The organism is Roseateles oligotrophus (assembly GCF_025717515.1).
Classification (GTDB): Bacteria; Pseudomonadota; Gammaproteobacteria; order Burkholderiales; family Burkholderiaceae_C; genus Paucibacter_A; species Paucibacter_A oligotrophus.
This window is the reverse complement of record NZ_JAJIRN010000006.1, coordinates 386,228-412,340: the sequence shown is the minus strand read 5'-3', so window position 1 is coordinate 412,340 and position 26,113 is coordinate 386,228. Positions and strand designations below refer to the sequence as shown.

20 protein-coding genes and 1 other RNA gene are annotated in these 26,113 nt (G+C 62.0%); 8 read left to right on the top strand and 13 right to left on the bottom strand.

Annotation, left to right across the window (positions count from 1 at the left end; genetic code table 11):
• Positions 1–9 precede the first annotated feature (9 nt).
• The 7 genes from rpsA to gyrA all read right to left on the bottom strand — a co-directional run bounded on the left by rpsA (position 10) and on the right by gyrA (position 10,435).
• Positions 10–1,731, bottom strand: coding sequence for a 30S ribosomal protein S1 (gene rpsA, locus LNV07_RS15305; protein WP_263572023.1), 1,722 nt, complete (start codon positions 1,729–1,731; stop codon positions 10–12).
• Positions 1,732–1,899: 168 nt separating this feature from the next.
• The gene (locus tag LNV07_RS15300) at positions 1,900–3,927 is read right to left on the bottom strand and encodes a bifunctional 3-phosphoshikimate 1-carboxyvinyltransferase/cytidylate kinase (RefSeq protein ID WP_263572022.1); all 2,028 of its coding nucleotides are present in this window, start codon (positions 3,925–3,927) and stop codon (positions 1,900–1,902) included.
• Positions 3,928–3,974: 47 nt separating this feature from the next.
• Positions 3,975–4,853: a prephenate dehydrogenase gene (locus LNV07_RS15295; RefSeq protein WP_263572021.1), complete on the bottom strand. Its 879-nt coding sequence runs from the start codon at positions 4,851–4,853 to the stop codon at positions 3,975–3,977.
• A gap of 14 nt (positions 4,854–4,867) precedes the next feature.
• The gene (pheA, locus tag LNV07_RS15290) at positions 4,868–6,007 is read right to left on the bottom strand and encodes a prephenate dehydratase (RefSeq protein WP_263572020.1); all 1,140 of its coding nucleotides are present in this window, start codon (positions 6,005–6,007) and stop codon (positions 4,868–4,870) included.
• On the bottom strand, positions 6,000–7,121 hold the full coding sequence (serC, locus tag LNV07_RS15285; protein WP_263572019.1) for a 3-phosphoserine/phosphohydroxythreonine transaminase: 1,122 nt from the start codon (positions 7,119–7,121) through the stop codon (positions 6,000–6,002). The genes pheA and serC overlap by 8 nt, the downstream gene beginning before the upstream one ends.
• A gap of 30 nt (positions 7,122–7,151) precedes the next feature.
• Positions 7,152–7,763 carry a DUF2059 domain-containing protein gene (locus LNV07_RS15280; protein WP_263572018.1) on the bottom strand — a complete coding sequence of 204 codons (612 nt, stop codon included), beginning with the start codon at positions 7,761–7,763 and terminating at the stop codon, positions 7,152–7,154.
• Positions 7,764–7,765: 2 nt separating this feature from the next.
• A complete protein-coding gene (gyrA, locus tag LNV07_RS15275; RefSeq protein ID WP_263572017.1) occupies positions 7,766–10,435 on the bottom strand; it encodes a DNA gyrase subunit A in 2,670 nt (889 codons plus the stop codon).
• Between the two features lie 266 nt (positions 10,436–10,701).
• On the opposite strand from gyrA, the gene ompA reads away from it, so the two are divergent.
• The 4 genes from ompA to ssrA all read left to right on the top strand — a co-directional run bounded on the left by ompA (position 10,702) and on the right by ssrA (position 13,315).
• Complete coding sequence (gene ompA / locus LNV07_RS15270; protein WP_263572016.1) at positions 10,702–11,361, top strand: outer membrane protein OmpA; 660 nt, start codon at positions 10,702–10,704, stop codon at positions 11,359–11,361.
• A gap of 169 nt (positions 11,362–11,530) precedes the next feature.
• Positions 11,531–12,235, top strand: coding sequence for a bifunctional 2-polyprenyl-6-hydroxyphenol methylase/3-demethylubiquinol 3-O-methyltransferase UbiG (ubiG, locus tag LNV07_RS15265; RefSeq protein WP_263572015.1), 705 nt, complete (start codon positions 11,531–11,533; stop codon positions 12,233–12,235).
• Complete coding sequence (gene gph, locus LNV07_RS15260; protein ID WP_263572014.1) at positions 12,232–12,930, top strand: phosphoglycolate phosphatase; 699 nt, start codon at positions 12,232–12,234, stop codon at positions 12,928–12,930. The genes ubiG and gph overlap by 4 nt, the downstream gene beginning before the upstream one ends.
• A 13-nt stretch (positions 12,931–12,943) precedes the next feature.
• Positions 12,944–13,315, top strand: a transfer-messenger RNA (tmRNA) gene (ssrA, locus tag LNV07_RS15255).
• Between the two features lie 132 nt (positions 13,316–13,447).
• On the opposite strand, the gene LNV07_RS15250 is transcribed toward ssrA, so the two are convergent.
• Entirely contained in the window at positions 13,448–14,203 is a 756-nt protein-coding gene (locus tag LNV07_RS15250; RefSeq protein WP_263572013.1) for a FadR/GntR family transcriptional regulator, read from the bottom strand.
• A 256-nt stretch (positions 14,204–14,459) separates the two neighbouring features.
• On the opposite strand from LNV07_RS15250, the gene LNV07_RS15245 reads away from it, so the two are divergent.
• The 3 genes from LNV07_RS15245 to LNV07_RS15235 all read left to right on the top strand — a co-directional run bounded on the left by LNV07_RS15245 (position 14,460) and on the right by LNV07_RS15235 (position 19,650).
• A complete protein-coding gene (locus tag LNV07_RS15245) occupies positions 14,460–17,249 on the top strand; it encodes an FAD-binding and (Fe-S)-binding domain-containing protein (RefSeq protein WP_263572012.1) in 2,790 nt (929 codons plus the stop codon).
• 37 nt (positions 17,250–17,286) lie between these two features.
• Entirely contained in the window at positions 17,287–18,948 is a 1,662-nt protein-coding gene (locus LNV07_RS15240) for an L-lactate permease (RefSeq protein ID WP_263572011.1), read from the top strand.
• Positions 18,949–19,134: 186 nt separating this feature from the next.
• Positions 19,135–19,650 (top strand): hypothetical protein, encoded by a 516-nt coding sequence (locus LNV07_RS15235; RefSeq protein WP_263572010.1) that lies wholly within the window; start codon positions 19,135–19,137, stop codon positions 19,648–19,650.
• Positions 19,651–19,677: 27 nt separating this feature from the next.
• Here LNV07_RS15235 and LNV07_RS15230 read toward each other — a convergent pair whose 3' ends face one another.
• Positions 19,678–20,826 (bottom strand): alpha-hydroxy acid oxidase, encoded by a 1,149-nt coding sequence (locus LNV07_RS15230; protein WP_263572009.1) that lies wholly within the window; start codon positions 20,824–20,826, stop codon positions 19,678–19,680.
• Between the two features lie 118 nt (positions 20,827–20,944).
• Here LNV07_RS15230 and LNV07_RS15225 point away from each other — a divergent pair, with 118 nt between their 5' ends.
• Positions 20,945–21,343 carry a YbaN family protein gene (locus tag LNV07_RS15225; RefSeq protein ID WP_263572008.1) on the top strand — a complete coding sequence of 133 codons (399 nt, stop codon included), beginning with the start codon at positions 20,945–20,947 and terminating at the stop codon, positions 21,341–21,343.
• A 6-nt stretch (positions 21,344–21,349) separates the two neighbouring features.
• Here LNV07_RS15225 and LNV07_RS15220 read toward each other — a convergent pair whose 3' ends face one another.
• The 4 genes from LNV07_RS15220 to LNV07_RS15205 form a co-directional block, all read right to left on the bottom strand.
• Entirely contained in the window at positions 21,350–23,734 is a 2,385-nt protein-coding gene (locus LNV07_RS15220) for a sensor histidine kinase (RefSeq protein ID WP_263572007.1), read from the bottom strand.
• Positions 23,735–23,793: 59 nt separating this feature from the next.
• A complete protein-coding gene (dinB, locus tag LNV07_RS15215; RefSeq protein WP_263572006.1) occupies positions 23,794–25,038 on the bottom strand; it encodes a DNA polymerase IV in 1,245 nt (414 codons plus the stop codon).
• Between the two features lie 63 nt (positions 25,039–25,101).
• Complete coding sequence (locus tag LNV07_RS15210) at positions 25,102–25,581, bottom strand: hemerythrin domain-containing protein (protein WP_263572005.1); 480 nt, start codon at positions 25,579–25,581, stop codon at positions 25,102–25,104.
• 209 nt (positions 25,582–25,790) lie between these two features.
• Positions 25,791–26,099 (bottom strand): hypothetical protein, encoded by a 309-nt coding sequence (locus LNV07_RS15205; RefSeq protein WP_263572004.1) that lies wholly within the window; start codon positions 26,097–26,099, stop codon positions 25,791–25,793.
• Positions 26,100–26,113: the final 14 nt, after the last annotated feature.

Here is a 26,113-nt window from a genome sequence, read left to right as displayed (position 1 = left end):
ACAGCCGATTTAGCCTTGGTTGTCCAGCTTGGCGCGCAGCAAAGCGCCCAGGCTGGTGGTGCCGGCGTTTTCACGCTCGCTGGTTGCCGACAGACGCTGCATAGCCTCTTGGTTGTCGGCGTTGTCCTTGGCCTTGATGGACAACTGGATGTTGCGTGTCTTGCGGTCGATGCTGACGATCAGCGTCGAGACTTCGTCGCCTTCCTTCAGCATGGTGCGGGCATCTTCCACGCGGTCGCGGGAGATTTCCGAAGCACGCAGATAGCCGGTGACTTCGTCGGCCAGGTCGATCTCGGCGCCACGCGCGTCAACCGTCTTGACCTTGCCGGTCACGATCATGCCGCGGTCATTGACCGTGGTGTAAGTCGTGAACGGGTCGCTGTCCAGCTGCTTGATGCCCAGGGAGATGCGCTCGCGCTCGACGTCAACGGCCAAGACCAGGGCTTCAACTTCTTGGCCCTTCTTGAAGTTGCGGACAGCTGCTTCGCCAGTCTCGTTCCAGGACAGGTCGGACAGGTGCACCAGACCGTCGATGCCTTGAGCCAGGCCAACGAACACGCCGAAGTCGGTGATCGACTTGACGGGGCCCTTGACGCGGTCGCCGCGCTTGACGGTTTCAGCGAAATCTTCCCAAGGATTGGCCTTGCACTGCTTCATGCCCAAGGAGATGCGACGCTTGTCTTCGTCGATTTCCAGGACCATGACTTCGACTTCATCACCCAGGGTGACCAGCTTCGAAGGTGCAATGTTCTTGTTCGTCCAGTCCATTTCGGACACGTGCACCAGACCTTCGATGCCCGGCTCGATTTCAACGAATGCGCCGTAGTCAGCGATGTTGGTGATCTTGCCGAACAGGCGGGTGCTGGTTGGGTAGCGACGTGCGACACCGAACCATGGATCGTCGCCCAACTGCTTCAGACCCAGCGAAACGCGGTTCTTCTCGGCGTCGAACTTCAGGATCTTGGCGGTCAGTTCCTGACCAACCGTGACCACTTCCGATGGGTGACGCACACGACGCCATGCCATGTCGGTGATGTGCAGCAGGCCGTCGATGCCGCCCAGGTCCACGAACGCACCGTATTCGGTGATGTTCTTGACCACGCCCTGAACGATGGCGCCTTCGGCCAGCGTTTCCAGCAGCTTGGCGCGCTCTTCGCCCATCGAAGCCTCGACCACAGCGCGGCGTGACAGCACGACGTTGTTGCGCTTGCGGTCCAGCTTGATGACCTTGAACTCCATGGTCTTGCCTTCGTACGGGCTCATGTCCTTGACCGGACGTGTGTCCAGCAGGGAGCCCGGCAGGAAGGCGCGGATGCCGTTGACCAGAACGGTCAGGCCGCCCTTGACCTTGCCCGACACGGTACCGGTGACGAAGTCGCCCGATTCCAGCGCCACTTCCAACGACAGCCACGAAGCCAAACGCTTGGCCTTGTCGCGTGACAGGATGGTGTCGCCGTAGCCGTTTTCGATCGCGTCGATGGCGACGGAAACGAAGTCACCGATTTGAACTTCCAGCTCGCCCTGGTCGTTCTTGAATTCTTCGATTGGCACGTAGGCTTCGGACTTCAGGCCGGCATTGACGACCACAAAGCTGTGCTCGATACGGACCACTTCGGCGGAGATAACTTCACCGGCGCGCAGGTCGGAACGCTGCAGCGACTCTTCGAACATGGCACCAAAGGAGCCAGCTTCGAACGAAGTAACTTCGGCGAGATTCTTGATTTTTGTCATGGTGTTTCCTGTGTCGGCGCGGTCAAGGCGTTTGGCGAACCGACGGTGGGTGTCTGACGTTTGACCGCCGGACGGGTTAGGTTGTTGATATCGCCGACTTCGGCGAGCCCAAGCTTTGCACTGGGCCCGACAGCAGTAGTCGACGGGTTTTATTGAGCCTCGCCCGGATCAACGCTGATCCGAAAAAGGCCCCGCCTTGGCCCACCAAGCCAGCACCAAATCCTTTGATTCCTCAATGGACAGGGCCGAGTTGTCGAGCTCCAGCGCATCTGCGGCAGGGGCCAGGGGCGAGGCCTTGCGGGTTTTGTCCTGCAAGTCACGCGCCTCCAAATCTTGACGCAAGCCCGCGATACTAGCCGAAATCCCCTTGGAAATCAATTGCTTATAGCGCCGCTCGGCCCTTGTTGCGGCGGTTGCCGACAGAAAAACCTTCAGCGCGGCGTCGGGGAACACGGCCGTGCCCATATCGCGGCCATCGGCGACCAAGCCGGGCAGGCGGCGATAGTCGAGCTGCAACTGGTTCAGCGCGTGGCGCACCTCCGGGTGGGTGGCAACCTTGGAGGCCAGCAGGCCGGTGGTTTCCAGGCGCAAGGCCTCGGTGATGTCGAGCTCACCGAGCGTCACCCGGCCTTTGCGGAAATGCAGATCGAGCCGGGCGGCCACGGCGGCGACCGCTTGGCCGTCATCCAGATCGACGCCGGCGCGCTGTGCGGCCAGGCCGCTGGCACGGTAGAGCATGCCGGAGTCCAGCACTACGTAGCCCAAAGCATGCGCCACCTCATCGGCCAGCGTGCCCTTGCCGGACGCAGTCGGGCCATCGATGCAAATGACCGGAATGTCTTTGCTGCGCGCCTTGCTGACTTCGAACAGCGTCTCGAAATAGTCGGGGAAGGTCTTTGCCACGCAATGCGGCTCAAGAATCCGCACCGGCACGGCCGGGCTGGTTTTGCCCGCCACCAGGCCGTTGAAGGCCGCCAGCGAGAAGCACATTGCGATGCGGTGGTCGTCGTAGGTGTGGATGCTGGCCGCTTTCCAGCTCAGCAGCGGGTGCACGCGCAGCCAGTCCTCGCCTTCTTCGACCGTGGCGCCGAGCTTGCGTAGCTCGGCGGCCATCGCCGCAATGCGGTCGGTTTCTTTGACCCGCCAGCTGGCGATGTTGGTCAGCGTGGTCGGGCCATCGGCATACAGCGCCATCACGGCCAAGGTCATCGCCGCGTCGGGGATGTGGTTGCAGTCCAGGCTGATGCCGTGCAAGGGCCAGGCACCACGCCGTACCTCCAGCCAGTTAGGCCCGGCCTCGACCCGCGCGCCCATCGCCTGCGCCGCCTCGATGAAACGCACATCGCCTTGCAGCGAGGCGCTGCCGACGCCTTCAATGCGCAGCGGCGCCTCGGTGGCGGCCAGCGCACCCAGGGCCACGAAATACGAGGCCGAGGAGGCATCGCCCTCGACATGCACCGCGCCGGGCGAGCGGTAGCGGCTGCCGGCGGGGATGGTGAAGCGCTGCCAATCTTCACGCTGCACCTGGATGCCGAAGCGCTTGAGTAACTCCAACGTGATGTGGATATAGGGCTTGGAGATCAGCTCGCCGACTACCTCAATCACCACGTCCTGTTCGGTGGCGACCAAGGGCAAGGCCAAGAGCAGGGCGGTCAGGAACTGGCTGGACACATCGCCGCGCACCTTGACCGGCCGGGCCAGGTCCAGCTGGGACGGGCCGGTGAGCTTCAGCGGTGGATAGCCTTCTTGGCCCAGGCATTCAATCCGGCAGCCGAGCAGGCGCAAGGCGTCGACCAGATCGCCGATCGGCCGTTCATGCATGCGGGCGACGCCGCTGAGTTCGAAATCACCGCCTTGCGTCGCGGCCAGCAAGGCCAGCGCGGCGGTCAGCGGGCGCATCGCCGTGCCGGCATTGCCGAGGAAGAGTTGCGCTGCATCGACCTTCAGCCGCCCGCCGATGCCGGTGACTTGCAGCACGCCATGGTCGGAGGTTTCGAGCCGGCAACCCAAAGCCTTGAGCGAGTCCAGCATGACGGCGGTGTCGTCGGAATCGAGCAGGTCGTGCACCTCGGTCACGCCCTCGGACAGGCCTGCCAGGAGCAGCACGCGGTTGGAGATGCTTTTGGAGCCGGGCAAGCGAACGGTGCCGCTGGCACTGCGCAGCGGCGGCAGATCGAGAAAGGGAATTTTGAACATGGCTATCGAGAATAAATTGCTGCGGCTGGCGGGTCGCCGAGCGCGCCTTACTTGGGCTGACGCGGTGCTGGCAGTTGCCACTGCGCGCGCGCTTCCGAGATCAAGCGGATGCGGGCTTCGAGCCCGGACGCATCGTCGTCCTTGAGCAGCGCTTCAATGGCATCCAGTGCTTGGCGAAAGCGCTGCGATTGGATCAAGACCTCGGCCTTGTTGGCCATCAGAATGTCTCGCCAGACAGACGGCTCGCTGGCGGCGATGCGGGTGAAATCACGAAACCCTGGGCCGGCCAGGCTCAGGTAGTCGCGCCCCGCCGGCTGTGCGGCTACCGACTGGAAGTAGGCGAAGGCGAGCAAATGCGGCAGATGGCTGACGGCTGCGAAGGCGGCGTCGTGATTCTCAGGCGTCATTTTGAGAACTCTTGCGCCCAGCGCCGACCAGACATCGGTGGCTCGCTGCACCAGGCTTGCGTTGGTCTGTGGCAAGGGCGTCAAAATGACTTGGCAATCGGCGTACAGCGTCGCATCGGCATTTTGGACGCCGCCGGACTCCTTGCCGGTGATCGGGTGCGCCGGCACAAAGGCGTCAATATGCTTGCCCAAGGCGCGTTTGGCGGCGCTGACTACATCGCCCTTGGTCGAGCCGACATCCATCACCAGCACGTTCGGATTGACCATGTGGCGAATCGCCTTCAGCGTCGACTCGGTGGCCGACACCGGCACGGCCAGCAAGACGATATCCGAGCCGGATACCGCCAGCAGCGCCGATTCGGCCGCCACATCGATGACGCCCAGGCGTTTGGCCATCTCGGTGGTTGACGGTGATTTGCTGTAGCCGACCACGCGCTTGACCAGGCCAGCCTTTTTGAGCGCCAGGGCGAAGGAGCCGCCCATCAGGCCACAGCCGATGACTCCGAGCTGATTGAACATCACTGCCACTTGCCTTACGCCTTCAAGGGGTAGGAGCCGATCACCTTGAAAAAGGCGCTCAGTTCACGCAACTCGGCCAAGGCCGCTGCCACATTGGGCTGCGAGGGATGACCATCCAGATCGATGTAGAAATAATAGTCCCATTGGCCGGTGCGGGCCGGGCGCGACTCCAGTCGCGTCATCGACACACCGTGGGTCTTCAGCGGGACTAGCAGGTCATGCATGGCGCCGGGCCGGTTCGGTACCGAGACGATCAGACTGGTGCAGTCATGCGCCGAAGCGGGCGGCGTGGCCATGGTCTGCGGCAGGCAGATGATGGCAAAACGGGTGCGGTTATAGGCTTCGTCCTGAACCGCGTGGGCGACGATATGCAGGCCAAAGATGGTCGAGGCGCGCTCGCCGGCGATGGCCGCCCAGGCCGGGTTGGTGGCCGCGAGGCGTGCGCCCTCGGCATTGCTGGAGACCGCGCGCCGCTCGGCATTCGGCAGATGTTTGCTGAGCCAGTTCTGGCATTGCGCCAAGGCCTGTGGATGGGCCAGTACGACCTCGATACCGACTTGCGAATTGTCCAGCCGCAGCAGATTGTGGCGAATCAAGAGGCTGACCTCGCCGACTACATGCGTGGGGGTGTGCAAGAACAAGTCCAGCGAGCGCGTCACCACGCCCTCGGTCATGTTCTCGACGCCAACCACGCCGTATTGCGCGCTGCCGCTGGCGGTGGCGTGGAAGACCTCGTCAAAGCTATTGCAATAAATCAGGTCGGCGGCGCCGCCGAAGTACTCGATCGCCGCCTGCTCGCAAAAGGTACCCAAGGGGCCGAGCACGGCGACGCGCTGTGGGCTTTCCAGCGCCAGGCAGGCCGACATGATTTCGCGCCAGATCGCGCTCACATGCTCGGCCTTCAAGGGCCCGGTGTTGGCGCTCTTGATCTTCTCGATCACCTGCGCCACCCGGTCGGGGCGGAAAAAAGGCGAACCTTCGCGGCGCTTGATCTCGCCGACTTGCTCGGCCACTTGGGCGCGTTGGTTCAGCAGCGTCAGCAACTGGGTGTCGAGTGAATCGATTTGCTGGCGCAGCGCCAGCAGTTCCGGCGCGGCGGTTGTTTGGGCCGCGCCCGGTGTTTCAGCTGATTTGTCAGCCGGTACTTCAGCCATATTGAGCCTCAAAGTCCTTCAGATACGCCACCAGCGCTTGCACGCCTTCGAGTGGCATGGCGTTATAGATCGATGCACGCATGCCGCCCACGGACTTGTGGCCCTTGAGTTGCAGCAGCTGTCTCTCTTTCGCTCCGGTCAGGAAGGCTTGAGTGAGTGTTTCGGTATTGAACTTGCCGCTCAGGTAGAAGGGCACATTCATGCGTGAGCGACAGTCCGCCGCCACACGGTTTTCAAACATGGTCGAGGCGTCCAGCGCCGCGTACAGCAGTTGGGCCTTGTCGATATTGCGTTGCTCGATCGCCGCCACGCCGGTCTTGCCGGCGTAGCTGAATCGCTTCAGCCACTGGAACACCAGACCGGCCACATAGATGCCAAAGGTCGGCGGCGTGTTGTACATGGACTTGGCCTCGGCCACGACCTTGAAGTCAAAGGCGGACGGGCAAATCGCCATCGCATGACCGAGCAGGTCTTCGCGCACAAACACCAGGGTCAGGCCGGCCGGGCCGATGTTTTTCTGCGCGCCGCCAAAGGCCAGGCCGACGCGTGACCAATCTATGCTGCGCGAGAGCTGATGCGAAGAGCAGTCGATCACCAGCGGTGCGTCGCTGCCCAGCGCCTTCAGGTCGGGCAGTTCGTGAAACTCGACCCCGTCGATCGTCTCGTTGGAGCAGATATGGACATAGGCCGCATCGCCCCGCAATTGCCAGGCGCTTGGGGCGGGCAGGGCGGTGAACTTGCTTTCACTGCCACTGGCCACTACGCTGACATCGGCATAACGCTTCGCCTCGTCGGCGCTTTTCTTCGACCAGGAGCCGCTGACAACCACGTCGACCTTGCCGCCGCGCGCCAAGTTCATCGGCACGATGGCGTTTTCGGCTAAGCCCCCGCCCTGCATGAACAGGATGCGGAAGTTGGCCGGTACCTGCAGCAGCTCGCGCAGATCGCTTTCGGCCGCCGCTGCAATCGAAGTGAACTCCGCGCCGCGGTGGCTCATCTCCATCACGCTCATGCCCGAGCCTTGCCAGTCCAACATTTCGGCGGCGACCTGCTGCAATACTTCTTCAGGCAAGACGGCAGGGCCGGCGGAAAAATTGAACGGACGACGGCTCATCGGATCGAGGCAATAGAGAGGTTTGAGCGTTTACTTCTTGGCGGCTGAGGCGGCTGGAGCGGCAGGCTTGGGCGTGATGCCCAACTGCTTGGCAATACTTGCCTGCAAGGTCTTGAACTTGCCGTCCAGGCCAGGGCCGACATCGGCCATCAGTTTTTGACCCAGCGCGTTTTGCATTTCGGCGCCGATCTGCTGGTACTTCTTGCTGGCGGGTGACTCCAACCAAACGATGATCTGCTTCAGCTCTTCTTCGCTGAATTTCTCATCCAGCATCGGTGCCCAGACGCCGGCCGACATCTTGGCGCCCTTGTCTTTCACCATCGGCACGGACTCATCAACGAACTTGCGCACTTCGGCTTCAATCGCCTTGGCGGTGGCTTCGCGCTTCTCGGCGGGCACTTGGGTTTGCAAGGCCTGGCCGGCACCTTGCATCAGCTGACCGACCGGCTGCTGAATCAGCATGCGGGCAATGTTCTCGACGCCGGGTTGCTGCAGCTGAATCAGCTTGGCAATCAATTCCTTCTTGGCGGCCGACGGAGCGGCAGCAGTAGCCGGGGCAGCGGGCGTGGCGGCCTGTGCGAAGCCGGCATTGACGCAAACTGCGAGGGCCGCTGTGGCCAAAATCTTCATGGACTTGTTCAAGCTTATTCCTTGTTAGCGTCATCAATGGCGCCACCGTCTTCGGTGTGTGCGCCGTCAGGAGTTTCTGTTTCCGAGGTGTTGCCTTCATTCGCATCGTTTTCAACGATGCGTTGCAGGCCCGACAGTTTAGAGCCGTCGTCCAGTGCAATCAGTGTCACGCCTTGGGTGGCGCGACCGAGTTCACGGATTTCCGATACCCGCGTGCGAACCAGCACGCCGCGGTCGGTGATCAGCATGATCTCGTCGTCCGGACGCACCAGCGTTGCGGCCACCACACGGCCATTGCGCTCGGTTTGCTGGATCGCAATCATGCCCTTGGTGCCACGGCCATGCCGCGTGTACTCAAGGATGTTGGTGCGCTTGCCGTAGCCGTTTTCGGTCGCGGTCAGCACCGATTGCGTGCCGTCATCTTCGGCCACCAGCATCGCGATCAGGCGCTGCTCGGGCTCCAACATCATGCCGCGCACGCCGCGCGCGGTGCGGCCCAGCGAGCGCACATCGTCCTCGTCAAAGCGCACCGCCTTGCCGCCGTCGCTGAACAGCATCACATCGTGCTTGCCGTCGGTCAGCGCGGCACCGATCAGGTGATCGCCTTCGTCCAGCGCGATCGCGATGATGCCGGACTTGCGCGGGTTGGCGAAGTCTTCCAGCGAGGTCTTCTTGACCGTGCCCAAGGCGGTGGCCATGAAGATGAAATGGCCTTCCGGGAAGACGCGGAACTCGCCGGTTAGCGGCAACACGACGGTGATTTTTTCGTCTTGCTGCAGCGGGAACATATTGACGATGGGCTTGCCGCGCGACGCGCGTGAGCCCTGCGGTACTTCCCAGACCTTCAGCCAGTAAACGCGGCCACGGTTGCTGAAGCACAGCAGCCAGTCATGCGTATTGGCAATGAAGAGTTGGTCGACCCAATCATCGTCCTTGGTCTGGGTCGCTTGCTTGCCGCGCCCGCCACGCTTTTGTGCGCGGTATTCGCTCAGCGCCTGGCTCTTGATATAGCCGGTGTGCGAGAGTGTCACCACCATATCGGTCGGCGTGATCAAGTCCTCGGTGCCGAGCTCTTGCGGGTTGTGCTCGATCGAGCTGCGGCGCGCGCCGATCTTGGTCTGGCCGAACTCCAGGCGAACCTGCGTCAGCTCATCGACGATGATGGCGGTGACGCGGGCGGGTTTGGCCAGAATGTCGAGTAAATCGGCGATCTGTGCCATCACTTCGCGATACTCGGCGACGATCTTGTCCTGCTCCAGGCCGGTCAAGCGCTGCAAACGCATCTGCAAGATTTCGCCCGCTTGCTCGTCGGAGAGTCGGTACAAGCCATCGCTCTGCAGACCGTAGGCCGGCGGCAGACCTTCCGGGCGGTAGGCGTTGCGGCCGCCTTCGGTGTCACCCTCGGCGCGTGCCAGCATCTCGCGCACCAGCGAGGAATCCCAGCTCTTGGCCATCAAGGCGGCCTTGGCCACAGGCGGCGTCGGCGAGGCCTTGATGGTGGCGATGAACTCATCGATATTGGCCATCGCAACGGCCAGACCTTCCAGCACATGACCGCGGTCGCGCGCCTTGCGCAACTCGAAAATCGTCCGGCGCGTCACCACCTCGCGGCGATGCTCCAGGAAGACGATGATCAGCTCTTTCAGATTGCACAGCTTGGGCTGGCCGTCGATCAGCGCGACCATATTCATGCCGAAGGTGTCTTGCAGCTGAGTCTGCTTGTACAGATTGTTCAGCACCACCTCGGGCACTTCGCCGCGCTTGAGCTCGATCACCACCCGCATGCCGGACTTGTCGCTCTCGTCCTGGATGTGGCTAATGCCTTCGATCTTCTTCTCGTGCACCAGCTCGGCGATGCGCTCCAGCAAGGTCTTCTTGTTGACCTGATAGGGGATCTCGTCAACGATGATGGACTGACGCGAGCCCTTGTCGATGTCCTCGAAGTGGACCTTGGCGCGCATCACCACCTTGCCGCGTCCAGTGCGGTAGCCGTCTCGGGCACCCGACAGGCCGTAGATGATGCCGGCGGTCGGAAAGTCCGGCGCCGGGATGATTTCCATCAATTCGTCGATGGTGACATCGGGGTTCTTCAGCGCATGCAGGCAGGCGTCGATGACCTCATTGAGGTTGTGCGGCGGGATGTTGGTGGCCATGCCGACCGCAATACCGGTCGAACCATTGACCAGCAAACTCGGCAGCCTTGTCGGCAATACCAGCGGTTCGCTTTCCGAGCCGTCATAGTTTGGTCCGAAATTGACGGTTTCTTTGTCAATATCGGCCAGCATTTCATGCGCGATTTTCGCCAAACGGATTTCGGTATATCGCATCGCGGCGGCGTTATCGCCGTCGACCGAGCCGAAATTACCCTGGCCATCGACCAGCATATGGCGCATCGAGAAATCTTGCGCCATCCGCACGATGGTGTCATACACCGCGGTATCGCCGTGTGGGTGATATTTACCAATCACATCGCCGACGATACGGGCAGATTTTTTGTAGGGTCGATTCCAATCGTTATTAAGCACGTGCATCGCGTAGAGCACGCGCCTATGCACCGGCTTCAAGCCGTCTCGTGCATCGGGTAGAGCACGACCCACAATCACGCTCATCGCGTAATCGAGGTATGAGCGCCGCATTTCCTCTTCGAGGCTGATGGGCAATGTTTCCTTGGCGAACTGGGTCATGCTCTATGTGCTCGGCTCGCACCCAGCGGGGGCGGCCTGCATCGTTGGGGACAGGAACCGGCATTCTAAAGGCCTGCGGCTGTAGCAGCGGCGCAACATTGCCGCGAACCTTGTCGCCAAGCCCCGCCACAATACGAAGTTATCGGTGCCCTATGGCACAATCGATGAGTCCCTAGGAGAAACCCGTACTGTGGGAGTTTCCGAGGTTTTTTGTTCCAGTACTAGGCAATCGCAGGGCAACTGCGGCATTCCTTGAGAGGAGAATCATGAAGAAATTGAATCGAGTGGCGTCGCTTTTCGCTATCGCAGCGGTTGCCGCGTCCGGCGCTTTCGCGCAGACCGCACAACAGACCGTTGATAACTGGCGCGCCGCAGACGGTACCGCTGTTAAGAACGGTACCAACGAGTTGTGCTGGCGTGACAGCAACTGGACGCCAGCGACGGCACTCCAGGAATGCGACGGTGCTTTGAAGCCTGCTGTTAAGGCCGCACCTGTTGCTCCAACCCCACCTCCGGTTGTTGCTCCTGTTGCTCCTAAGCCAGTGGTTGTTCCTCCAAAGCCAACCAGCGAGAAGGTCACCTTCGCCGCTGACGCATTCTTTGACTTCGACAAGTCTGTGCTGAAGCCAGAAGGCAAGACCGTGTTGGCCGACCTGTACGGCAAGACCAAGGCGCTGAATCTGGAAGTCATCATCGCCGTGGGTCACACCGACTCGGTCGGTACCGATGAATACAACCAGAAACTGTCGGTCCGTCGTTCGGAAGCCGTCAAGGCGTATTTGGTGAGCTTGGGCGCCGAGAAGAATCGCGTCTACACCGAAGGCAAGGGCGAGAAGGCTCCTGTTGCTGACAACAAGACCGCCGAAGGCCGTGCCAAGAACCGCCGTGTTGAGATCGAAGTGGTCGGTACACGCGACACCAAGTAATCAGCTAGCAAGCGCCTTGGCGCTTGTTTTGCTGAAATCAAAAACCCCGCTGATGCGGGGTTTTTTCTTTTGGTTAAGCGGCTTTGTGGCTGAAGAGTCAATACCCAATGGCAAAGCGCCAAAAGAGCCTGTTTACTTCCCCTCAACGTCAACCCGCTACGATTGCGCCATGATGATCAACGCCGACCCTCAAGAGCTTGCCAAGTTTGGCGATTTGGCCCACCGCTGGTGGGATACCGAGAGCGAGTTCAAGCCGCTCCACCAAATAAATCCTTTGCGTCTGGACTGGATTTGTGGCTTTAGCCCATTGGCCGGCAAGCAAGTGCTGGATGTCGGTTGCGGCGGTGGCATCCTGAGTGACTCGATGGCCCGTCGCGGCGCCCAAGTGCTGGGTATCGATCTGGCGACCAAGGCGCTCAAGGTCGCGCAACTGCATGCGATGGAAACCGGCACCGAGGGTGTGGACTACCGTGAAGTCGCGGTTGAGGCCTTGGCCGCCGAGCGGCCCGCCAGTTTCGATGTTGTGACTTGCATGGAAATGCTTGAGCATGTGCCCGATCCGTCCTCGGTCGTGCGTGCTTGCGCCGAGTTGGTCAAGCCGGGCGGCTGGGTCTTTTTGTCGACGCTGAACAGAAACGTCAAGTCCTTCTTGTTTGCCATCCTGGGCGCAGAGTATGTGTTGAAGATGCTGCCGGCCGGCACGCATGAATATGCGCGTTTCTTGCGGCCTTCGGAGTTGGCGCAATTCTGTCGTGATGCGGGCTTGGATCTGCAAAGCAGCCGAGGCCTGAGTTACAACCCTTTGACTCAGCGCTACAGCTTGGGCTCGGATACCGATGTCAATTACCTTGTCGCTTGTCGCAGACCGTTATGACATTTGATTGCCCCAGGAAATGGCAAGATTCACCTTCCGCCATTCATGCACTGCTATTTGACCTTGACGGCACTTTGGTCGATAGCGCACCGGATTTGGCCGGTGCAGCCAATGAAATGCGTTTGAGCCGGGGTTTGGCTGCGTTGCCGCTGGAAACTCTGCGGCCGTTGGTGGGTACTGGCGCGCGCGGCATGTTGGAAGTGGCGCTGCAAATGACCCCCGCTCACAGCGATTACGAAGCCAGCAGGAGCGAGTTCTTGGATCGCTATGAAGCGCGTATGGCGCGAGAAACGCAGCTGTTTGATCAGGTGCTAGAGTTGCTGAGTGGGCTTAGGCTTGCTGGTATTCCATGGGGCATCGTCACCAATAAGGCCGAGCGATTTGCCCTGCCGCTGACGCGCGAGCTGGGTTTGGATGAGGCGGCCTTTGCCGTCATTGGCGGGGATACAACAGCGCATGCGAAGCCGCATCCCGCGCCGCTGCTCGAGGCGGCCAAACGCGGCGGCATAGATCCGCAGCGCTGCGTCTATATCGGAGACGATGAGCGCGACATCATTGCCGGTCGGGCTGCTGGCATGGGTACGGTGGCAGCGGGCTGGGGATATTTGGGCAATGGCAAGCCGATTGAGGCCTGGAATGCCGATATTATTCTTTCTTCGCCATCCGGGATCTTGAAGTTGCTCGGATTGGCTTAAAATACACAGTTCTGGGGCCGACCAGGTTTCGACGTGGGTGCGGATCCGGAGTAGGGCATGCCGAGCACCAGTTCGCTCGTAAAACCACTGGAAACAAAGTAACTGCAAACGACTCTACGTTCGCACTCGCCGCTTAATTGCGCGTGAGCTTCTCAACGGTTGGCCAATGGGCCGGGCTTAAGTCGCAAGGCTGAAGGCTGAGAAGTCATACACATTGGCTGGTTCTGCATCGGGTTACAAGGTACAGGACAAGATCAAGTGACTGGCGGGAAGGATAGCGTGCCACTGCGCGATTCAACCGTGAGATTCAAATCAGACGGCTAAGCATGTAGAACTGCCCGGTGATGGCTTGCGGACGGGGGTTCAATTCCCCCCGGCTCCACCAATTTAGCATCCCAGGGGATGCAAGAAAGTGAAAATGCCCAAGTAAATCAACGACTTGGGCATTTTTTTTTCGTCCAAAAATGTGGGCTTCACCAAAGCGGCCGCGAGATTTGTGGTCCAGTCCTCAAGCAAATCAATCGTTCGAACGGCGCAAGGCGCTGGAGCGGCGCTCCTCTTCCTTTGAATTGTGTTCGATGCTGTCGCGCACGAATTCGATATGGGCGCGCGCGGCTTGCTCCGCTTTTGCCGGATTGCGCTCGCGAATAGCTTGCCAAATGGCGCGGTGCTGGGCCCTCAATTGCTCCCAGCGTTGCGGGCGCGTGTGCAGATGCTCCAGATTGGTCGATACATGGCCGTGGATCGCACGCATCAGGCTGGCGGTCAAATGCCCAATCAAGACATTGTGGGCGGCCTCGGCAATCGCTTGGTGGAAGGCCACATCGGCATTGATCGATACCGCCAAATCCTCGCCGTCGTAGGCGAGTTCCATCTTTGCATAGAGCGCGTCCAGACGCTTGATATCAAGGTCTGTGGCCCGCTCGGCGGCCAAGCCCGCGGCTTGGCTTTCCAGCATTTGCCTGAACTCAAGCAGATCCCGGTGCAGCATCGGGTGATCCTTGACCATCTCCTGCCAAGGGTCCGCGAAATGCGCCTCCAACTTGTCGGTGACATAGGTGCCGGCGCCATGGCGCGTGCTCAGCAAACCCTTCAAGACCAACTTCTGGATGGCCTCCCGCAGCGAGGGCCGCGAGACGCCCAGGTCCAGCGCAAGAGTTCGCTCTGAGGGCAGGGCGTCACCAGGCTTGAGCGAGCCCTCGAGGATGCGTTTTTCAAGCTCAGCAGCAACCGTATCGGCAAGGCGGGGCACGGCAGATCGGTTCAATGTCATGGCTAAGGCAAGTGGTAAGACCATTCAAATGGTACACGATTGTCGCGCGTGCCAGCCCATGTCACCAAGGGGAAACACCTATTCAATCCATTTTCGAGTCTTCTAACATTTGGTTAACTGGTAAGACCATTTAACCACTCAAGGAAGCTGAGGCCGGAGTGAATTCAAAAGACCCCCGTCAAAACCCAAAGTCCTTTCCACATGCGCCATGTGGCGCCCGTATTTTTTCGATCGGGGTGATTGGGGGCGGACGGCCATGAACACCTTTTTGCAAGACTTGGCCCGCTTGCTGCCGGCGGAGCAACTGATCACCGACCCGCTGCGTCGTCTGGCCTACGGCACCGACGCGAGCTTCTACCGGCTGACCCCGGAGTTGGTGGTGCGGGTCGAATCGGAGCCGCAGGTGCAGGCCTTGCTGCGGGCGTCGCGCGAGCATGGCCGCAAGGTCACCTTCCGTGCCGCCGGCACCAGCTTGTCGGGCCAGGCGGTGACCGACGGCGTGCTGGCGCTGATCGGCGAAGGTTTTGCCGGCTGCGAGATCGGCGCCGATGCCACCAGCGTCAAGATGGGCCCAGCCCTTATCGGCGCCGAGGTCAACGCCCGTTTGGCACCATACGGCCGCAAGATCGGCCCTGATCCGGCCTCCATCAACACCTGCAAGATCGGTGGCATCGCCGCCAACAACGCCTCGGGCATGTGCTGCGGCACCGCGCACAACAGTTATCAAACGCTGGCCGGCCTGCGCGTGCTGCTGGCCGACGGCAGCCGACTCGACACCGAGGACGCCGCCAGCGTGGCCGCGTTTCGCGTCAGCCATGCCGCGTTGCTGGCCGAACTCGCGCAAATGGGCCGCGCCACCCGGGCGGACGATGCCTTGGCCGCACGCATCCGCCGCAAGTACAAGATCAAGAACACCACCGGCTACAGCCTCAATGCGCTGATCGACTTCGAGAACCCCATAGACATCCTCGCTCACCTGATGATCGGCTCGGAAGGTACGCTGGGTTTCATCGCTAGCTTGACGCTGAGCACGGTGGTCGAGGACCCCTGCAAGGCCAGCGCTTTGTTGTTCTTCCCCAGCATAGAGATCGCTTGCCAGGCGGTGACGCGTTTGAAGGCGACGCCGGTCGCGGCGGTGGAGTTGCTTGACCGCGCCGCGCTGCGCTCGGTCGAGTACAAGCCCGGCCTGCCCGCCGTGATGCGCACGCTGGGCGCCGACGCAGCAGCCTTGTTGATCGAGGTGAGGGCCGAAACCGCTGTCGCCCTGCAGTTGCGCAGCGGCGCCGTGCTGGCGGCACTGACCGGCATCGAAACCATCGAGGCGCCGGCCTTTGCCACCGACCCCGCCACCTGCGAGATGTACTGGAAGGTGCGCAAGGGCACTTTCCCCTCGGTCGGTGCGATGCGCCGCGCCGGCACGACGGTGATCATCGAGGACGTCGCCTTTCCGCTCGAATCGCTGGCGGCGGCGACGCTTGATCTGCAGGCGCTGTTGCAGCGCCATGGTTACGACGAGGCCATCATCTTCGGCCATGCGCTGGAGGGCAATCTGCACTTTGTCTTCACCCAGGACTTCTCCGGCGCAGTCGAGCTGGACCGTTATGAAAAATTGATGGAGGCGGTCTGCGCGCTGGTGGTCGACAAGTACGACGGCTCCTTGAAGGCCGAGCATGGCACCGGCCGCAATATGGCGCCCTTTGTCGAGCGCGAGTGGGGCGCCCAGGCGACCGCCTTGATGCACAGGATCAAGCAACTGCTCGATCCGCAGCATCTGCTCAACCCAGGCGTTATCCTCAACCCCGATCAGCAAGCGCATCTGCAGCATCTGAAACCGATGCCGTCGGCCGAGTCGCTGATCGACCGCTGCATTGAATGCGGGTTCTGCGAGCCGCATTGCCCGTCGCATGGGCTGACGCTTTCACCGCGCCAGCGCATCGTCAGCTGGCGCGAGCTGTCGCGGCGCGCGGCCGCGGGCGAGCCGTCCGGCGAGCTGGAGACCGCCTTTGCCTACCAGGGCCTGGACACCTGCGCCGGCTGCGGCCTGTGCTCCACCGCCTGCCCGGTCGGCATCGACACCGGCGAGTTGACGCGTTTGCTGCGCGGCCGCCAAAGCAGCCCGGTCGCGCGCAGGCTTGGGGCTTGGACCGCTGACCATTTCGGCAGCGTGGTCGGGGTGGCAAGGCTGGCCTTGAGCGCCGGCCAAATGGCCGCCGGCGTGATCGGCGACGGCCCACTGGCGCGCCTGACCGGCGGTGCCTGGAAGGCCGGCATGCCGCGTGCCGGCAAGCCGCCCCGGTCTTACCGCGGCGCCGGTGATCCGGTGGTCTATTTCCCGGCCTGTGCCGGCCGCATTTTTGGCGCCAATCATTCCGCTGAGGCGAGCTTGCCGGAGGTCGTCAGCGACTTGTTGGTGCGTGCCGGCTACGCGCCGCGTCTGCCCAAGGATTTTGACAAGCTTTGCTGCGGCCAGAGCTTGGCCAGCAAGGGCCAGGCCGAGGCGGCCGGTGCGATGGCCGAGGCCGTCGTGGCGGCCTTGCTGGCGGCGGCCGATGACGGCCAAGGCGGCTATTACCCGGTCATCTCGGATGCCAGCGCTTGCTCGGCACGCTTGCAGCAAATCCTCGCCGGACTGCCTTCGAACTTGCGCCTGTATGACTTCCACGAATTCGCCCATGACGCGTTGTTGCCGCGCCTGCGCATCACGCGCCAGGCCGGGCCCATCGCGCTGCACATCAATTGCAGCGTGCGTCGTCAAGAGAGTGACGCCAAGCTGCGTGCGTTGTTGAACGCCTGTAGTGAACAAATCATCGAGCCGACCGGTGTCGGCTGCTGCGGTTTTGGTGGCGACCGTGGCTTCGCCGTGCCCGAGCTCAATCGCCACGCGCTGCGCAAGGTTCACGCGGCGCTGCCGAGCAATTGCTGCTCGGGCGTGTCGACCAACCGAACCTGCGAGATCGGCCTGACGGCCGAGACCGGGCGCAGCTATCGATCGATCGCCTATCTGCTCGAGGAATGCAGTCGCGAGTCGCTGCAAACGAGTTGCTAGGCCGTCGCTATTTTTTCATCGACCCAAGGAGACAAACATGAGTTGGCAACAGATCTACGACCCGTTCGGAAATATGGTGATTTCCACCTTGCTGGCGGCCACGCCGGTGGTGGTGATGCTAGTGTCCTTGGGCTTTCTTCACATCAAAGCGCATATCGCCGCCGGGCTTGGTCTGCTGACCGCCGTGTTGGTGGCGGTGTTCGCCTACGGCATGCCGGTCGGCATGGCGGGCACGGCGGCCATGTATGGCGGCTTCACCGGCCTGTTGCCGATCGGCTGGATCGTGCTCAACATCATCTTTCTGCAGCAACTGGCCGAGCAAAACGGCAGCTTCAAGGTCTTGCAGGCCTCGCTGTCGGGCATCACCGATGACAGGCGTTTGCAACTGCTCTTGATCGCGTTCTGCTTCGGCGCATTCTTCGAGGGCGCGGCGGGTTTCGGCACCCCGGTTGCGGTGACGGCCGGCATCCTGATCGGCCTGGGCTTCTCGCCACTCGCCGCCTCGGGCCTGAGCCTGATTGCCAACACCGCGCCGGTCGCTTTCGGTGCGCTCGGCACGCCGGTCATCACGCTGGCCAAGGTGCACGGCTATGACCTGATGGAGGTTACCGCGATGATTGGCCGGCAGCTGCCGTTCTTCTCGTTGCTGGTGCCGTTCTGGCTGATCTGGGCCTTTGCCGGGCGCAAGGCGATGATGGAAATCTGGCCCGCCATTCTGGTCACCGGCCTGTCGTTTGCGATTCCGCAATACATGGTGTCGAACTTCATCGGCCCCGAGTTGGTCGACATCATCGCGGCGATTGTCTCGATGGCCAGCCTGGTGCTGTTCCTGCGCGTCTGGCAGCCAAAGAAGATCTGGACCTCGCCGAATCTGAAGGGCCATGAGACCGACGGCGGCGAGGCCAAGGCGGCCGAGCCGATTCAGCACTACTCACGTGCCGAATTGGCGCGCGCCTGGACACCCTGGTTGATCCTGACCGTATTCGTGTTCGTCTGGGGCTTGCCGCCGGTCAAGGCCTTTCTTAACAGCCTTTACGCGCCAAGCTTCCCGATGGCCGGTCTGCACAATCTGGTCGAGAAGATGCCGCCGGTGGTGCTCAAGCCGACCAAGGAAGGTGCCGTCTATGTCTTGGGTCTGCTCTCGGCCACCGGTACCGGCATCCTGCTGTCGGCCATCGTTGGCGCGCTGGTGATGAAGTACCGGCCGATGGAAATTGCCCGCACCTTTGTGCGTACCTTCTGGCTGGTGCGCTATTCGCTGCTGACCATCGTCTTGATGCTGGGTCTGGGCACGCTGACCCGCTTCTCGGGTACCGACACCACGCTGGGCCTGGCCTTCGCCAATAGCGGCGTGTTCTACCCCTTCTTCGGCACCTTGATGGGCTGGATCGGCGTGGCGATGACGGGTTCTGACACCGCCTCTAACGTGTTGTTCGGTGGCATGCAGCGGGTCGCGGCCGAGCAACTGGGCTTGTCGCCGAACTTGATGGGGGCGGCCAATAGCTCGGGCGGTGTGATGGGCAAGATGATCGATGCGCAGTCGATCGTGGTGGCGTCCACCGCCACACGCTGGTTCAACCATGAAGGCGACATCCTGCGCTTTGTCTTCTTCCATTCGATCGCCCTGGCCAGTCTGGTCGGCGTGCTGGTGACGCTGCAGGCCTATGTCTGGCCGTTCACGCTGATGGTGGTCAAGTAAGGCGGGTTTGGGGCGCGAGCGTCGGCCGGGATACACCGGCCTTGCGAGATCAGCATCAAGGTTCTCAAGAGCTTGCGGGTCAAGGGGCTGAAGTTGTTGCTTGCCGACTAGACCTTTGTCGGCACGCGGCATGGGCTGGAGATCCAAATGCTATGCTGAACTCAGCTGTTCACGATTGACTTAGGCATGATGAAACTAACGCGTAAATTCATGGGCCCGGTAGCGGGCCTGGGCCTCGCATTGACTTGGCTGACGGTCCCTGCACAGCCGGTGGCGCTTGAGCAATGCAGGGCTTTGGCGGATGCGCAAGCCAGGCTGCTTTGCTACGACGGCTGGGTGGACGCGCAGGTGGCGGGCAGAAAGACGGCAGGCCAAGTTGCTCTGGCTGCAGCGCCTGCGCTTGTTCCCGCTGCTGCCCCGGCGGCAGCGCCGGCCGCAGCCGGCTTCGGCCTGGAGCAGCAGGCCCGCAAGTCCGAAGCTCAGGAGGTCGAAAGCGAAATCAGCGGGCTGTTTGAGGGTTGGGGCCCCAAGCATGTGATCCGGTTCGCCAATGGGCAGCTTTGGCAGATCGTGGACGACAGCTCGGCCGTGCTCTATTTGAAGAACCCCAAGGTCAAGGTACGCCGCGGCATTATGGGCACTTATGTGATGGAGTTCGAGGCCAGCAACGAGACCGCCAAGGTGCGGCGTTTGGAGCGCTGAGGGGCCAGCGCGCTGGCCCGGAAAAGTTCAGCGCATTCTGGGCGGTAGCAAGACGCCGGGCCCGACCTGATCGATTCGCGTATGGCCGCAAAACGCCATGGTCAGATCCAACTCCTTGTGGATGATCTCCAGCGCTTTGCTGACACCGGCTTCGCCCATCGCCCCCAGGCCGTACAAAAACGCCCGGCCGATATAGGTACCGCGCGCGCCCAGCGCGCGCGCCTTCAGCACATCCTGGCCCGAACGGATGCCGCCGTCCATATGCACCTCGATCTGCTTGCCCACCGCCTCGACGATGGCGGGCAGCGCGTGGATGCTGGACTCGGCGCCGTCGAGTTGGCGCCCACCGTGGTTGCTGACGATCAAGGCATCAGCGCCCGAGTTGACGGCCAGCCTTGCATCTTCGACGTCCTGTATGCCTTTCAAAATCAGCTTGCCGCCCCAGCGTTTTTTGATCCACTCGACATCGCCCCAATTGAGCGCAGTGTCGAACTGCTGGGCGGTCCATTCGGACAAGGAGCCCATGTTCTCGACACCCTTGACATGGCCGACGATATTGCCGAACTGCCGCCTGGGTGTGCCCAACATGCCCAGGCACCAGCGTGGCTTGGTCATCAGATTGATCAGGTTGGCGATGCTCGGCTTCGGCGGCGCGGACAGGCCGTTCTTGATGTCTTTGTGACGCTGGCCGAGGATCTGCAAGTCCAGCGTCAGTACAAGAGCGCCACAGCGTGCGGCCTTGGCCCGGTCGATCAAACGTTCAATATAGGCGCGGTCCTTCATCACGTAGAGCTGAAACCAGAACGGCGCCTGCGTGCGGCCGGCGACGTCTTCGATCGAGCAGATGCTCATCGTCGACAAGGTGAAGGGGATGCCGAATTTTTCGGCCGCGCGGGCGGCCAGAATCTCGCCGTCGGCATGCTGCATGCCGGTCAGTCCGGTCGGCGCAATCGCGACCGGCATCGCTACATCGACGCCAATCATCTGCGTGGCGGTGGAGCGGTTTTCCAGATTCACCGCAACCCGCTGGCGCAGCTTGATGGCCTGGAAGTCCGCCGAGTTGGCGCGGTAGGTGCCTTCGGTCCATGAGCCGGAATCGGCATAGTCGTAGAACATTCTCGGCACGCGCTTTTGGGCCAGGATGCGCAGGTCTTCGATGCAGGTGATCACGGGCATGGTGAGGTCTCTGGGTGTTTTAAGGTCTTGTTGGCGCTAATGCTAGCGGAGCGAGCTGAGAGAATGTTGAACGCGGACGCAGTTTGTCGTTTCCATTTTTGCCACCAATGAGTAGCCGATGCCAGTCGCTGAGAATCTCGCAAGTCCCTTGCCCACCTGGCAGCGCGTGCTGTGGTTGCTGGCCGGCATCGCTTGCCTGGTGCTTGGCTTCGTCGGCATCTTTGTGCCGCTGCTGCCGACCACGCCTTTTGTGCTGCTGGCGGCGTTTTGTTTCTCGCGTGGCAGCAGTCGCTGCGAGCGCTGGATGCTCAATCACAAACTATTCGGCCCGATGGTGCGCGACTGGCGCGCGACGCGGGCGGTGCCGCTGCGGGCCAAACAGTTGGCCACGGTGATGATGGCTATCGGCTCGGTCACGGCGGCATTCAAGCTGCCGCTGCTCTGGGCTTGGCTGCCGGCGGCTTGCTGTGCCTGCGTGGCCTGGTGGTTATGGAGTTTGCCGACGCGCAAGCCCTGAGACTGCTCAGCACTCAGCCGATACCGGCTCAAGCGGCAATCGAACCCGCACACAGAGTCCTTGTTCGACCTCCGGCAACTCGATGCTGCCGCCGAGGCGCTGCACGATCGACTGCACGATATAGAGCCCCAGGCCTGAGCCACCCTTGCCGCGCTTGGTGGTGAAGAAGGGTTCGAACATGCGAGCCCGCACGGCCGCGCTCGCCCCGACACCGTCGTCCGTCACATCGAGCAAGACCTGGCGCCCATGAAGCCGGGCACTGATCAAAATCTTGCCGCCGCGGCGTTCCGGGAAGGCGTGATTGATCGCGTTCATGACCAGGTTGGACAGCACTTGGGTCAGCAGACCGGAGGCCATGCAAAGTTCGATCTCGGTGTTGACGTCGAGCGAAACCTCCACTGCCGCCTTGCGCAGCGCGGGGCTGAGCACCGACAGCACGCTGCTTAGGTAGTCGGCCAAGTTGAACTCGCTGACCGCCTCTGAGGCTTGATCGACGGTGACCTTTTTGAAATTCCCGATCAAGGCGGCGGCACGCTCCAGATTGCGCTCCACCAACTCGGAGCCGGTCTTCAAGCGGACCGACAATTGCTGCAACTCGTTGCGGCTGATCCGGTCGCCGGCCAATATGTCGACCAGGCGCTGAGCGTTGTCGGACACGCTGGACGCGGCCGTAACGGCCACGCCGATCGGCGTGTTGACCTCATGCGCGACGCCGGCCACCAGGCGGCCCAAGGCGTCGGCCTTCTCTTGCTCCATCGAGGCCTGTGTTTGTTGGGCGAGGGCCAGATCGGCACTCAACAGCACGCGCTCAAAGACCTTGCCCAGATGACTTGCTTGCAACTGGTCTTCGCGCGTCCAGGCCCTCTGGCCGGTCTGAGTCAGCCACAAGACGGCGCGCAATTGCTGCTGCACGAACAAGGGGATCTCGATTTGTGAACTTGCCTGCTCGATGCCGGGCAACCCCAGAAACTCGTTCAGGCAGGGGTGAAGGCGCAGATCCGCCAGCACCAGAGGCACGCCCCGTTGCGTCAACATTTCCAGGTAGCTCGCCTGGTCTGGGGAGCTCAAGCTGAAGCCGCGGCTTTGTTCGTCCAAGCCGGCATGCTGCTGCAGTGCATAAACGCCGGGCAACTCGTTTGCCCACCAAAAGCTGACCCCGTCCAGCGACAGGATCTGGCGGGCTTTTTCGGTCAGCTCCATGCAGGCCTTGCCGATATCGTCGGCGTTGTTGAGCGGCCACTGCTGGTTCGATAGCTCCAGCAACATGATTTCCGGCGGCTTGCGCGAGATGTCGTAATGGGCCAGTTTGGCCAGCCGCTCGGGCAGGTTCAGGCGTTCTATTTCGGCTTGCACCTTGACATGCCGCCAAAGATGTTTGAGCGCCAGATTCAAATCGCCTTGCGCTTGATAGAGCTGAGCCAACTGCTGGTGCGAGCGGCTTTCCTGCGCCCGCGATTGAATGCGCTGTGCCCGCTCAAGTGCGAATTGGGCGCTCTTTAACGCCTCGCCCTGATCGTTGCGCTCCAAGGCAATTTCGGTCCAGGTTTGGCTGGCCACACTTTCTAACCAGGAGTGCCCCAGGCTTGAGGCCAGATCAAGCGCCATGCGGCAGGGTTGCGTGGCCAAATCGGCTTGGCCGCGGGCCAGCAAGACTCGCGCCATTTGCCACAAGGCCTCCGCTTCAAACTCCTGGTGTTGGCCGCGCCGCGCCGCCGCCAAACCTTCCTTGAACTGCCGCTCGGCTTCTTCGAGTTGCGAGTTCTCCAGGTTGCCAACGCCCAGATTGAGCGCCAGCTTGGCCTCCAGATAGCTGTCGTCCAGATTGGCCAGCAAGTTGGCGGCGTCGCGGTGAAAGCGCCGGCCACTGTCCCATGCACCGACGGCGTAATGGATCTGCCCCAAGCCGATGCGTGCCGCCACACCGACGCGGAGTTCTCCCGCCAACTGTGCCAGGTCGACCGCTCTTGACCATTTTTCGGTGGCCTCCAGGTAGTCGCCAACTTGGTAGGCAATCCGGCCTAGCGCCTCGAACATGCGGGCGGCTTGGGCTTGCAAGCCGGCCGAAGCGGCCTGCTGTTGAGCCTGGCTCAAGCTGCCGCGCAACTCTTGGGCGCGGCCTCTATGTTCGAGCAGATTGAAGCGGATATACAGGGTGTCTATCGCCTCGGCCAGCCGGCCTTGGCTACGCATCGCTTGCTCCAGCGTTGCATAGCGGCGCTGCGCGCACAGCGGGTGCCGCTTGGCCATTTGGGCCAAGCGTTTGAGCAGGTCTTCCAGCGCAGAACAGGGAACAGGCACTTGGTCGGCACTCCGGGCTTTGTGGGCCGCTTCGACGCGGGCAAGCGCGTCCAGACCCGCCGCAAGGATAACGGCTTGGCCGCGCGCTGTCATTGCGGCCTTGTCCGGGGTGTTGCAGCGCTGCCGCGCGGAGTCGAAGCTTTGTGGGGTACTCAAAACAAGGCCAAGTTCTCCGGCTTTGGCCCGCTTGCTGCTGGTTTGAGCCGCGCGCGCTTGCCCGCCCCCAGGTCAGGCACCCCCGGCCGGCTCAGCCCCCCGACCCGCACGCCCAGCAGCCGAATCCGCTTGTCCAGCGGCACCCGCTTCAGGCAGGCTCCGGCCGCGCGGCGGATGGCCTGCGCGTCCTGGGTTGGCAACTCCAGGGTCAGGTCTCGCGTGACGGTGTGAAAGCCCTCAAAACGCAGCTTCAGCCCGATCGTGCGGCCCTGATAACCCTTGCGCGTCAGGTCGCTGGCCAACTGCTCGCACAGCCGGGTGAAGACGGCGCCCAACTCGGCCTTGTCGAGCACCGCGTGCAGGTCGCGCTCGAAGGTCGTCTCGCGGCTGATCGATACCGGCTCGCTGTGCGTGACCACGGCGCGCTTGTCGCGCCCATGTGCCGCTTCGTGCAGCCAGGCGCCGAAGCTGTTGCCGAATTGGCCGATCAGCATTGGCGGCTCGGCGGCCGCCAGCTCGGCGACCGTTTCTATGCCCAGCGCCAAGAGCTTGGCCGCCGCTTTTGGGCCGATGCCGTTGACCTTGCGCACGCCCAAGGGCCAGATGCGGGTCGGGATATCGGCCTCGGTCAAGATGGTGATGCCGTCGGGCTTGTCCAGATCGGAGGCAATCTTGGAGAGCAGCTTGTTGGGCGTGATGCCGATCGAGCAGGTCAGGCCGGTGGCACGAAAGACCGAATTCTTGATCTCGCGGGCGATCGCCCGCACGCCGCCCAGCGGGTCGTGGCCGACGGCTTCGCGGATGCCGGGGATGTCGCTCAGGTCAATGTAGATCTCGTCAATACCCCGGTCCTCGATCACCGGCGCCAGCTCGGCCACGGCCGCCTTGAACAGGCGCGAGTACAAGCGGTAGGCGTCAAAGTCGGTCGGCAAGAGGATGGCGTCGGGCGCGCGCAAGGCCGCCTTCATCAGGCCCATGCCCGAGAACACGCCGAGGTCGCGGGCCGCATAGGTCGAGGTCGTGATGACGCCGCGGCCGGTGTAGTCGCGCAGTCTGGAATAGCGCCGGCTGCCGTCTTCCAGCGTCACCGGTGCGTGGCTGCGGCGCCCGCCTATTACCACCGCCTGACCCTTCAGGTCGGGGTAACGCAGCAACTCCACGGAGGCGTAGAACGCGTCCATGTCCAGATGCGCGATCAAGCGCTCGGGGAGCTGTGGAGGGATGTTCTGCGGCGTCGCCATGCCGCCATTGTCGATGCTGCTGCTGTCAGGCTTTGTCAGCAGCGACGCCGCCGGCTCAGGCGTTCAGCCGCAGCTACCGCTGCCGCAGGAACTGATAGGCTCGGCGCCGACCATGGCGGGTTTGCTGAATGCGCCGGTCGCTGGGTCGAAGCCGACTTGGCTCATGTGAAAGACCAAGGCCGCGTCCATCATCTCGGCATGCGATGGAAACCAGTTGACCAACTCCGGCAGCAGATTGCGCATCGGCTCCAAATCATGTTCGGCGTGGGTGTGCACCAGCACTTGGCGCATCACGTCTAGCACCATCGCATGCTGCTTGCTGTGGCAGTTGTCCGGGGCAAAGCCGGTCGCCGCCATAAAGCCTTCTTCCATCGCGAAGTGCTGCTCGGTATGAGCCAGCAGACGCTGGTAGACGGGCAGGGCGCTGTCCTCGGTTTGCAGGGCCAAGGCAAGTTCATTGAGCAAGACAACGAACTCTTGGTGGGTTTGATCAATTTGCGGCTGCTGCAAGGCCAGCGCGTCGGTCCAGGTCAAGATGCTCATACCGAAAGCTTAGCGTGAACGCTGGCGCGCGAGCTTGTCTCAGATCAAGGAGGTCGGTTTCAAGCTTCAGACTCAAACGGATGCGCAAAACGGATGCGCAAGCGCAGGCAATGGGCTGCGCAACTTTGGCGGTTTGGCAATGCCGGCGCCGGTCCCATGCTGACCGGAGCCGGCGATGTTGGTCCCGGCCAGCATATGCGCCCAAGAGCTCACATATATCGCGGCATCTCCTTGGACGCCGTGAACTCGATCGTGGTGCCATCCCGCAAGGAAATTGCCAGAAAAGGGGTCGACTCGACATCCAGCTCGAACAGCGCTTGGTGGTGGCCGGGTTCAACCAATACTCGCAGCTTGGTCGGATGAGATCCATCCTCTAGGTCGAGTTCCAAGGCGTCGGCGCGCGAGATTCTCAAATCTGTAGAAACCCCCGACCGACTGTAGGCTTGCCTTCCATTCACCTCAATGGTCACCGCCTGACCTTGAAAACCGTCTTGCAGATCAATCTGTAGTCGACTCATGGCCGCTCTCCCTT